This window comes from Paraburkholderia sp. CNPSo 3274 (genome assembly GCF_024206475.1).
Classification (GTDB): domain Bacteria; phylum Pseudomonadota; class Gammaproteobacteria; order Burkholderiales; family Burkholderiaceae; genus Paraburkholderia.
Window position 1 is genome coordinate 1 of record NZ_JAMBPR010000150.1, and the last position, 7,850, is coordinate 7,850.

Annotated in this window: 9 protein-coding genes; 7 read left to right on the forward strand and 2 right to left on the reverse strand. The window is 65.0% G+C overall.

What is annotated here, in order from left to right; all coding sequences use genetic code 11:
- A partial coding sequence (locus tag M3I54_RS42865; RefSeq protein WP_254346401.1) for an NAD(P)/FAD-dependent oxidoreductase occupies positions 1-327 on the reverse strand: 327 nt, incomplete at its 3' end.
- A gap of 176 nt (positions 328-503) precedes the next feature.
- Between M3I54_RS42865 and M3I54_RS42870 the strand changes: the two genes are divergently transcribed.
- Positions 504-1,283, forward strand: a complete 780-nt coding sequence (locus M3I54_RS42870) for an SDR family oxidoreductase (protein ID WP_028204260.1) — start codon at positions 504-506, stop codon at positions 1,281-1,283.
- A 64-nt stretch (positions 1,284-1,347) separates the two neighbouring features.
- A complete protein-coding gene (locus tag M3I54_RS42875; protein WP_028204259.1) occupies positions 1,348-1,788 on the forward strand; it encodes a thioesterase family protein in 441 nt (146 codons plus the stop codon).
- Positions 1,789-1,825: 37 nt separating this feature from the next.
- On the opposite strand, the gene M3I54_RS42880 is transcribed toward M3I54_RS42875, so the two are convergent.
- Positions 1,826-2,398, reverse strand: coding sequence for a LuxR C-terminal-related transcriptional regulator (locus M3I54_RS42880; RefSeq protein ID WP_254346402.1), 573 nt, complete (start codon positions 2,396-2,398; stop codon positions 1,826-1,828).
- Positions 2,399-2,655: 257 nt separating this feature from the next.
- Between M3I54_RS42880 and M3I54_RS42885 the strand changes: the two genes are divergently transcribed.
- The 5 genes from M3I54_RS42885 to M3I54_RS42905 all read left to right on the forward strand — a co-directional run.
- Positions 2,656-3,363 carry a CoA transferase subunit A gene (locus tag M3I54_RS42885; RefSeq protein WP_254346403.1) on the forward strand — a complete coding sequence of 236 codons (708 nt, stop codon included), beginning with the start codon at positions 2,656-2,658 and terminating at the stop codon, positions 3,361-3,363.
- Positions 3,364-3,378: 15 nt separating this feature from the next.
- Positions 3,379-4,020, forward strand: coding sequence for a CoA transferase subunit B (locus M3I54_RS42890; RefSeq protein WP_028204256.1), 642 nt, complete (start codon positions 3,379-3,381; stop codon positions 4,018-4,020).
- A gap of 159 nt (positions 4,021-4,179) precedes the next feature.
- Entirely contained in the window at positions 4,180-5,073 is an 894-nt protein-coding gene (locus M3I54_RS42895) for an alpha/beta fold hydrolase (protein ID WP_254346404.1), read from the forward strand.
- 96 nt (positions 5,074-5,169) lie between these two features.
- The gene (locus tag M3I54_RS42900) at positions 5,170-5,523 is read left to right on the forward strand and encodes a RidA family protein (protein WP_028204254.1); all 354 of its coding nucleotides are present in this window, start codon (positions 5,170-5,172) and stop codon (positions 5,521-5,523) included.
- 78 nt (positions 5,524-5,601) lie between these two features.
- Positions 5,602-7,850: bifunctional (p)ppGpp synthetase/guanosine-3',5'-bis(diphosphate) 3'-pyrophosphohydrolase (locus tag M3I54_RS42905; protein ID WP_254346405.1), on the forward strand; the 2,249-nt coding region annotated here is incomplete at its 3' end.

Sequence of the window (7,850 nt, forward strand, 5' to 3'; positions counted from 1 at the left end):
GTTCGGCACAGATTTAGCCCCCGTTTCGGAAAGAAAAAGGAACTTGTCCTCGGTTACGGGCACGTTCAGCGGTGCGCCTTGTTCTTTCCAGTCCGGAATCAGCTCATTCAAGGCGCGCGGATCCATGACCGCGCCCGAGAGGATATGCGCCCCGATTTCCGAGCCTTTCTCCAGCACGCAAACGCCGATTTCAGCGCCTTTTTCCGCGGCCAGCTGCTTCAGGCGGATCGCGGCAGACAGCCCGGCGGGGCCACCACCGACGATCACCACGTCGTATTCCATCGACTCGCGTGGGCCGTATTGCTCCAAAAGACTTGCGGGGGTCATCAATGCTCCTCTTGCCATTAGAATGCTTTTTTCGGGTTCGTATTGTCGGGTAACGTTCCCCGTGCCGCAACCCAACAGGCTAACATTAGCACGACCGTTCTATTCTATGGCGTCAGATTTGGCGGGCCGACCCCGCCGCGTTCTGGCGCTTATTCACCTCTGAACAGGAACCGGAAATGGGCCGTTCGATCAATCTGGAAGGCAAGGTTGCGATGATCACGGGGGCTTCCAGCGGGCTTGGCAAGCGCTTCGCCCAGGTGCTCTCGCAGGCCGGTGCAAAAGTCGTGCTGGCAAGCCGCCGCGTGGAGCGGCTCAAGGAGTTGCGCGCCGAAATCGAGGCGAGCGGGGGCGCCGCGCACGTCGTCTCGCTCGACGTGACCGACTACCAGAGCATTCGCTCGGCGGTAGCGCACGCGGAAACCGAGGCGGGGACCATCGACATCCTCGTCAACAACTCGGGCGTCTCCACGACGCAAAAGCTCGCCGACGTCACGCCCGCCGACTTCGAGTACGTGTTCGACACCAACACGCGCGGCGCCTTTTTCGTGGCCCAGGAAGTTGCCAAGCGCATGATCATGCGCGGTAACGGCGGCGGCCCGAAGCCGGCGTACCGCATCATCAATATTGCTTCGGTGGCGGGTCTGCGTGTGCTGCCGCAAATCGGCCTGTACGCGATCAGCAAGGCCGCGGTCGTGCACATGACGAAGGCGATGGCGCTCGAATGGGGCCGACACGGCATCAACGTGAACGCCATCTGCCCAGGCTACATCGACACGGAGATCAACCACCACCACTGGTCGACAGAGCAGGGGCAAAAGCTCGTTTCGATGCTGCCGCGCCACCGCGTTGGCAAACCCGAGGACCTGGACGGCCTGCTGCTGCTGCTCGCCGCCGACGAGTCGTCGTTCATCAACGGTTCGATCATCACCGCCGACGACGGCTTCGGGCTCACCTGAACCCAGGCGAGTCCGGCCGCCGGCAGGCATTCCGCTTTTCGCAACAACACGAAGTTGAAGTGCAATGAGTGACTACCACCCCGTATTTGAAATGACCATGCCGATCCGCTGGGGCGACATGGATGCGTTCGGCCATGTGAACAACACGGTCTATTTCCGTTACATGGAGCAGGTGCGGATTTCCTGGTTCGAGCATCTGGGCGTGGCCGCGGAAAGCGGCGACGGCCAGGGGCCCGTGATCGTCAATGCTTCGATGGAATTCCTCAAGCAGCTGCATTACCCCGGCGACATCGTGTGCACGATGACGGTCGGCCAGCCAGGCCGCAGCAGCTTCGACACCGGTTTCGAACTGCGCCGCGCCGACGAGCCGGACACGCTCTACGCGCGCGGGAACGCACGCTGCGTGTGGATCGACTACGCGGCGGGCAAGTCGGTGCCGATTCCCGACATGCTGCGCGCGACCATCGAGCATGCGGGACTGGTCAAGTCTGATCGGGTCGGCTGAGCGCCGTGTGGCGCGCGCTGCCTGGCGCTGCCCGCCTTTACTGGCCGAGCAGCCGCTGCAGCAACTCGGTGGCGTTGCCGGTGTCGTACTTGCGCATGAGGCGCGCGCGATAAACATCGACGGTGCGCGGGCTGATCTCGAGAATTCGCCCGATCTGCTTGCTGGTCTTGCCAGTAACGAGCTGCGCGGCGATCTCGCGTTCGCGCGGCGTGAGTTCGATGGCCACGCGGCGCGTCGCGCTCAGGTCTTCAAATGTCCAGACGCCCGCCGCGTGAGGCTCGGCGCGATCGAGCGAGCGCCCCGTGACGTGACACCAGAAGAGTTCGCCGTTGGCGCGCTTCATGATGCGGTCATCGGCGTAACTGCCTTGCGCCGTCATGATCGGCGGGATGCGTGCGCCAATGCGCTCGAACTCGTCCGCAGAAGGGTACAGCACCTGGAACGACTGGCCGATCAGCGCCGCGCGTGCGCAGCCGAAGATGGCGGCGACCTGGTCGTTGCAATCGACGATGGTGCGCTCGCGCGCAAGCACGAGGCCGATGGGCGCAAGATGGAACGCGGTCTGGTAGTCGAGGGCGGAGCGTTCGACGGGTTGAATTGGAGCGGCCATGGCGGACGGTGCGGGTATTGCTTTATGTAGTTTTGCGTATTGTGCCGCAACAGGGGGCCAGCGTACGCTTTGCACCCATCGGAGGGGCAGTTTTCCAGGCTCGCGCGGCTCGTTTGGGCACGTGGGCGCAGTCCGACCGGGCTGCCCGCTTCACGGCAACGCCGCCGGGGCATGACTAGAATTGAACATCCGGACACGCTCGACGTCCGCGCGACAAACCGGATTGGCGGATTTCCATTCGAGGAAGGGACACACTGATGAACAAGGTCTACAAAAGCGCGGCTGCCGCGCTCGAGGGCATCGTCAAGGACGGCCAGACATTCGCGGTCGGCGGCTTTGGGCTGTGCGGCATTCCCGAAGCGCTGATCGGCGCACTGCGCGATACAGGCGTGAAGGGCATCACCTGCATCAGCAACAACGCTGGCGTGGACGGCTTCGGCCTCGGCCTGCTGTTGGAGACGCGCCAGATCAAGAAAATGATCTCGTCCTACGTGGGCGAGAACAAGGAATTCGAGCGCCAGTATCTGTCGGGCGAACTCGAACTCGAATTCACGCCGCAAGGCACGCTGGCTGAAAAGCTGCGTGCGGGCGGCGCCGGCATTCCGGCGTTCTTCACGAATACCGGTTTCGGCACGCTGATCGCCCAAGGCAAGGAAACGCGCCAGTTCGGCGACAAGCACTACGTACTCGAGCATTCGCTCACGGCAGATGTCGCGCTCGTGAAGGCGTGGAAGGCCGACAAGTCGGGCAACCTGGTCTTCCGCCGCACGGCGCGCAACTTCAACCCGATGTGCGCGATGGCGGGCAAGATCACCGTGGCGGAAGTGGAGGAGATCGTCGAGAACGGCGCACTCGATCCGGACGCCGTTCATACGCCGGGCATCTTCGTGCAGCGCATCGTGCTCAACGCGCACCCGGAAAAGCGCATCGAACAACGCACCGTGCGCGCAGCCGCGGGCAACTGAGGAAGGAGACCGACCATGGCATGGAATCGTGACGAAATGGCCGCGCGCGCGGCGAAGGAACTGCAGGACGGCTTCTACGTGAACCTCGGCATCGGGCTGCCCACGCTCGTGGCCAACCACGTGCCCGCGGGCATGGAAGTGTGGCTGCAGTCGGAAAACGGCCTGCTCGGCATCGGCCCGTTCCCGACCGAGGACGAAGTGGACGCCGACATGATCAACGCCGGCAAGCAGACCGTGACGACGCTGGCGGGTTCGTCGATTTTCTCTTCCGCAGACTCGTTCGCGATGATTCGCGGCGGCCACATCAACCTGGCGATCCTCGGCGCGATGCAGGTGAGCGAGAAGGGCGACCTGGCCAACTGGATGATCCCCGGCAAGATGATCAAGGGCATGGGCGGCGCGATGGACCTCGTGGCGGGCGTCGGCCGCGTGGTCGTGCTGATGGAGCACGTGGCGAAGGGCGACCAGCACAAGATCCTCGAAGCCTGCACGCTGCCGCTTACGGGCGTGGGCGTGGTCGATATCATCATCACCGACCTCGGCGTGATGGAAGTGAGCGACGCGGGGCTGAAGGTGACCGAACTCGCGCCGGGTGTGACGGTCGACGAGATCAAGGCGAAGACCGGGGCGCCGCTCGACGTGAGCGCCGTGGGCTGAACGTCGTAGCGTAAGCATGATTGGCGGCGGGCGAGACTTCGGTCTCGCCCGTTTCGTTTTTGCGTACGGTTTGCGTGCGGCTTTGCCGACGATGCCGGGCGGCAAAGGCGTTTACAATCGGCCGAAAGCCTTGATGCGCCTTCGAGCGAGGATTTCGCGATGACCGAATCGACCGCAGTGCCGCGCCAGCAGTACGTCCAGTGTCTCAGTCCCGCGGGCCTGCACCGCATCGCGTACACCGAGTGGGGCGACCCCGCCAACCCGCGCGTGCTCGTGTGCGTGCATGGACTCACGCGCTCGGGGCGCGACTTCGACCGCTTTGCCGCCGCGATGGCCGACCAGTATCGCGTCGTGTGCCCGGACGTGGCCGGGCGGGGGCTGTCATCGTGGCTGCTCGACCCGCGCGGCTACGGCGTCGCGCAGTACGTGGCGGACATGGTCACGTTGATCGCGCGCACGGGCGTGGAGAAGGTGGACTGGTTCGGTACGTCGATGGGCGGCCTGATCGGAATGGCGCTCGCGGGGCTGCCGGGCGCGCCCATTGGCCGCATGCTGCTCAACGACATCGGGCCGCAAATCGAACCCGCGTCGCTCGCACGCATCGGGGAGTACGTCGGGCGCGCCGAGCCATTCGCTACGCTCCAGGAAGGCATCGACAATGCGGCGCTTCTCGCGGCCTCGTTCGGCCCGCTGAGCGCCGATGAATGGCGCGAGATCAATACGCCGTTGCTGCATGAAGTCGAAGGCACGTGGCGCTACCGGTACGACCCGCGCATTGCGGAGGCCTTCAAGTCGGCCACGCCCGAGCAGAACGAGGAGGGCGAGAAGTTCCTGTGGCGCTCGCTCGCTACGTTCGAAGGGCCTGTGCTCGTCGTGCGTGGCGCGCTTTCGGACCTGCTTTCGCGCGAAACGGTCGCGAAGATGGTCGCGACCGGGCGCCGTGTATCGAGCGTCGAAATCGAGGGCGTAGGGCATGCGCCGGCGTTCCTCGCGCCCGACCAGATCGCGATCGCGCGCCGTTTCTTCGACGGCGAGGCCCTTCGCGCGTCATAATATGAGATTCGCCGGCATATTCCTGCGCGCGCCGATGCGCGCTGGATCGTGCCGGCCCGGAAGTTGACCGTTTTTCACTTCTCAACAGGAATTTTCATGGCAGTCATTCGTCACCACGTTGGTCCACGTCTTTCGGAAACCGCCATCCACAATGGCACCGTCTACCTGGCTGGCCAGATCGCGGAAGAGACCAAGCAGGACATCGCCGGCCAGATGCGCGAAGTGCTCGGCCACATCGACCGCCTGCTGGGTGAGGCGAACAGCGACAAGTCGCTGCTTCTCTCGGTGCAGATCTATATCGCCGACATGAAGGATTTCCCCGGCATGAACGCCGAGTGGGACAAGTGGGTCGCGCAAGGCGCGACGCCGCCGCGCGCGACGGTCGAAGCGAAGCTCGCGAATCCGGAATGCCTCGTCGAGATCGTCGTGGTGGCTGCGCAGCGCGATTGAGCGCGAGTCGTTCAGTCGGCGCAGTTTGATTGACCCTTTTCGTTGTCGCCCGTCCGGCAAGCCGGCGGGCATCGCCTCATGAGCAGCGACACCGTTCCTCCCGCATCCGCGGTTTCCGCCAATACCGGCGCGCTGCCGTCGCTCGACGACGCGCTTGCGTTCGTGCGCGAGCACGCTGGTGACGCACGTCTTTCCACGGGCGAGCCGCTCATCGAGCATGCGCAGGGCACGGCATTCATCATGAGCCGGCTCAACGTCGATCCGCCCGCGGTGCTCGCTGCGGCGCTCTTCAATCTCGCGCCGCATCTCGACGATCCGGAAGGCGCGCTCGAAGCGCGTTTCGGCGCGGAAGTCGCGAAGCTCGTGTTCGACGTGCGCAAGCTGTTGCGGCTCGGCACCGTGAGCCTGCGCGCGGCGCAGCATGCCGTACCCGAAGCGGGCCGCGAAAGTCGCGACGCCCAGGCGGCGCGGCGCGCGCAGGTCGAATCGCTGCGCAAGATGCTGCTGGCGTTCGCGCAGGACATCCGCGTCGTGCTGATCCGGCTCGCGTCGCGCCTGCAGTCGCTGCGCTTTTATGCGGCGGCGAAGATCACGCCGGCGCCCGAGATCGCGCACGAGACGCTCGAGATCTACGCGCCGCTCGCCAACCGTCTCGGCATCTGGCAACTGAAGTGGGAACTCGAAGACCTCGCGTTCCGCTTTCAGGAGCCCGATACCTACAAGCGCATCGCGAAGCTGCTCGACGAAAAGCGCGTGGAGCGCGAGAGCTACGTGTCCGAGGCGATCGCGCGGCTGCAAAGCGAGCTTGCAGCCGCGCATATCCAGGCCGAGGTGAGCGGGCGGCCCAAGCACATCTACAGCATCTGGAAGAAGATGCGCGGCAAGGAGATCGACTTCTCCGAGCTTTACGACGTGCGCGCGTTCCGCGTGATCGTGCCCGACATCAAGGATTGCTACACGGTGCTCGGCATCGTGCACAACCTCTGGCAACCGGTGCCGAAAGAGTTCGACGACTACATCTCGCGGCCCAAGCCCAACGGTTATCGCTCGCTGCACACGGTGGTGATCGGCGACGACGGCCGCGCGTTCGAGGTGCAGATCCGCACGCAGGAGATGCATCAGTTCGCCGAATACGGCGTGGCTGCGCACTGGCGCTACAAGGAAGCCGGTGCGAAGGGCTACGGCGGGCAGTTCAGCGCGAGCAGCAGCTACGACGAGAAGATCGCGTGGCTGCGACAGCTGCTCGCCTGGAAGGACGATGTCTCGGATGGGCGCCAGCCGTGGGAGCAGTTGCGCCAGGCCACGCTCGACGACGACCACATCTACGTTCTCACGCCCCAGGCGCGCGTCATCGCGCTGCCGCAGGGCGCGACGCCGCTGGACTTCGCCTATCACCTTCACAGCGAACTGGGCCATCGCTGCCGTGGCGCGCGCGTGGACGGCGCGATGGTGCCGCTCAACACCCAGCTTCGCAACGGCCAGACGGTCGAAATCGTCTCGGTGAAGGAGGGCGGCCCATCGCGCGACTGGCTCAATCCGCAGCTCGGTTTTCTGCATAGCCCGCGTGCGCGGCAGAAGGTACGGGCGTGGTTCAACGCGATCGAGGCGCAGGAAAACATCGCCAACGGCCGCGCGATGGTGGAAAAGACGCTGCAGCGCGAGGGCCGCACGTCGGTCAGTCTCGATCAGCTCGCGGCCAAGCTGGGCTTCAAGTCACCCGACGACCTCTTCAGCGTGGTCGGCAAGGAAGAGTTCAGCCTGCGTAACGTCGAGCACGCGCTGCACGACGCGCCCACGGCCGAGCCCGAAGAGGAAACGCCCGAGCAGCTCACCAAGCGCGCGAGCGGCGCGAACGTCACGCATGGCGGCTCGTCGGGCGTGCTGGTGGTCGGCGTGGACGCGCTCCTTACGCAGCTCGCGCGCTGTTGCCGGCCCGCGCCGCCCGATGCGATCAGCGGTTTCGTCACGCGCGGCAAGGGCATGTCGATACATCGCAGCGACTGTCCGACCTTCCGGCGCATGGCCAACCGCGCGCCCGAGCGCGTGCTGCACACCACGTGGTCCGCCGACGTGATGGGCGGGCGCGGCCAGTCGGTCTATCCGGTCGATATCTCGATCGAGGCCACCGACCGCCAGGGGTTGCTGCGTGACATCTCCGAAGTGTTTGCGCGCGAGAAGATGAACGTGATCGGCGTGAAGACGCAGTCCCGCCGCAATGCGGCGTACATGCAGTTCACGGTGGAAGTGTCGAGTTCGGCGCAGATCCAGCGTGCCTGCGTGTTGCTGGGCGAGGTGGGCGGGGTGCAGCGGGCGTCGCGCAGGGGTTG

Excerpts from the sequence above, each read along its gene's own strand:
- M3I54_RS42870 (WP_028204260.1), top strand. The coding sequence starts at position 504 with ATGGGCCGTTCGATCAATCTGGAAGGCAAGGTTGCGATGATCACGGGG.
- M3I54_RS42875 (WP_028204259.1), top strand. The coding sequence starts at position 1,348 with ATGAGTGACTACCACCCCGTATTTGAAATGACCATGCCGATCCGCTGG.
- M3I54_RS42880 (WP_254346402.1), bottom strand. The coding sequence starts at position 2,398 with ATGGCCGCTCCAATTCAACCCGTCGAACGCTCCGCCCTCGACTACCAG.
- M3I54_RS42885 (WP_254346403.1), top strand. The coding sequence starts at position 2,656 with ATGAACAAGGTCTACAAAAGCGCGGCTGCCGCGCTCGAGGGCATCGTC.
- M3I54_RS42890 (WP_028204256.1), top strand. The coding sequence starts at position 3,379 with ATGGCATGGAATCGTGACGAAATGGCCGCGCGCGCGGCGAAGGAACTG.
- M3I54_RS42895 (WP_254346404.1), top strand. The coding sequence starts at position 4,180 with ATGACCGAATCGACCGCAGTGCCGCGCCAGCAGTACGTCCAGTGTCTC.
- M3I54_RS42900 (WP_028204254.1), top strand. The coding sequence starts at position 5,170 with ATGGCAGTCATTCGTCACCACGTTGGTCCACGTCTTTCGGAAACCGCC.